At 76.4% G+C, this 1,552-nt stretch carries 2 protein-coding genes; one reads left to right on the top strand and one right to left on the bottom strand.

The features are described from left to right. The coding region (locus HGA02_RS18865) for a helix-turn-helix transcriptional regulator (RefSeq protein WP_168680871.1) at positions 1-697 on the bottom strand (697 nt) is incomplete at its 3' end. A 36-nt stretch (positions 698-733) separates the two neighbouring features. On the opposite strand from HGA02_RS18865, the gene HGA02_RS18860 reads away from it, so the two are divergent. After that, a partial coding sequence (locus HGA02_RS18860) for a DUF3866 family protein (RefSeq protein WP_168680869.1) occupies positions 734-1,552 on the top strand: 819 nt, incomplete at its 3' end.

Here is a 1,552-nt window from a genome sequence, read left to right as displayed (position 1 = left end):
GCTCGTCCGCGGGCGGCGGCGCGAACGCACCCGGCGCACCCACCAGACGCACCGTCCCCTCGACCCGGCTCAGCCGGTACGAGCGGGGAGCGTCGCGCTCGCGGTCGCGGCCCACCAGCAGCCAGCCGCCCCGACGCGCGAGCAGCTTCCACGGCTCGACCGTCCGCTCACGCACCTCGCCCGTGTTCGCCGCGCGGTACACGAACCGCACGACCTGCCGCGCCTGCACCGCGTCGAGGAGCGGACCGATCGCCCCGCCGCCCGACCGCACGCGCGGCGCGAGCCCCGCCACCAGGTCCGTCGACTGCGGCGCCGCACCGACTGCGCGCAACTTCGTCAGCGCCCGCGACGTGTCGGCACGCAGGGACTGGTCCTGCCACAGCTGCGCCGCCATCGCGAGGACACCCAGCTCCCCCGCCGTCAGGTCGAGCGGAGCCAGGGCGTACTGCTCGGCGTCGATCCGGTACCCGATGTCGTCACCGTGACCCGCGTCCGTCACCGTGAGCACCGGGATCCCGAGCTCGCGCAACGTGTCCTTGTCACGCTCGAACATCCGCTCGAACGCGTCGTCCGACGGCGCGTCCTGGTACCCGGCGACGCTGGCGCGCACCTGCTCCTTGGTCATGCGGCCGGACGTGTTCACGAGGGCGATGACGAGGTTGAGCAGGCGCTCTGCGGGCGGGATCGCGGGGGGCATCGGGGACCACGGTAGCCGCCCCGGTACGGTGGGGCCGTGATCACGTGGCGTTCGGGTGTCGTCGTCGCGAGCGGGACGGCCTGGCCGGGCGCACAGGAGCTCACGGTGGCCCTCGACCACCCGGGCACCGACGCCCTGCCCGACACCGTCCGTGCGCTCGCCTACCCCGCCCTCGTCGGCTCCCCCGCCGTCGGCGACCGGGTCCTGCTCAACGTCTCCGCCCTGGCCCGCGGGCTCGGCACCGGCGGCTACGCCCTCGTCGCCGCGCCCGGCGGCGACCTCCCCGCCGACCCGCCGCCCGGACCGGGGCACCTCGTCAAGGCCCGCTACACCCCGCTCCAGGCCATGGTCCTCGGCGTCGACGACCAGGAGTCCCCCCACCACGAGACCCTGCGCGACGCCGACGACCTCGACGGCCTGCCCGTCGTCGTCGCCGACCTCCACTCCGCGCTCCCCGCCGTCGTCGCCGGCGCCCGCTACGCCGCCGCTCGCGCCGGACGCCCCGCACCCACCGTCGCCTACGTCATGACCGACGGCGGCGCCCTCCCCGCCTGGTTCTCCCGTGCCGTCGCCGGCCTGCGCGACGCCGGCTGGATCGACGCGTGCGTCACCACCGGACAGGCGTTCGGCGGCGACCACGAGGCCGTCACCGTCCACACCGGCCTCCTCGCCGCACGCCACGTCGTCGGCGCCGACCTCGTCGTCCTCGCCCAGGGCCCCGGCAACCTCGGCACCGGCACCCGCTGGGGATTCTCCGGCGTCGCCGCCGGAGAAGCGGTCAACGCCGCCGCCACCCTCCGCGGCCGCCCCGTCGCGTCCCTGCGCGTCAGCGGCGCCGACCCCCGCGAACGGCAC

The organism is Cellulomonas septica, assembly GCF_012396155.1.
GTDB lineage: Bacteria > Actinomycetota > Actinomycetes > Actinomycetales > Cellulomonadaceae > Cellulomonas > Cellulomonas septica.
The sequence above is the reverse complement of the archived record's forward strand: the minus strand, read 5'-3'. Positions and strand labels throughout refer to the sequence as shown.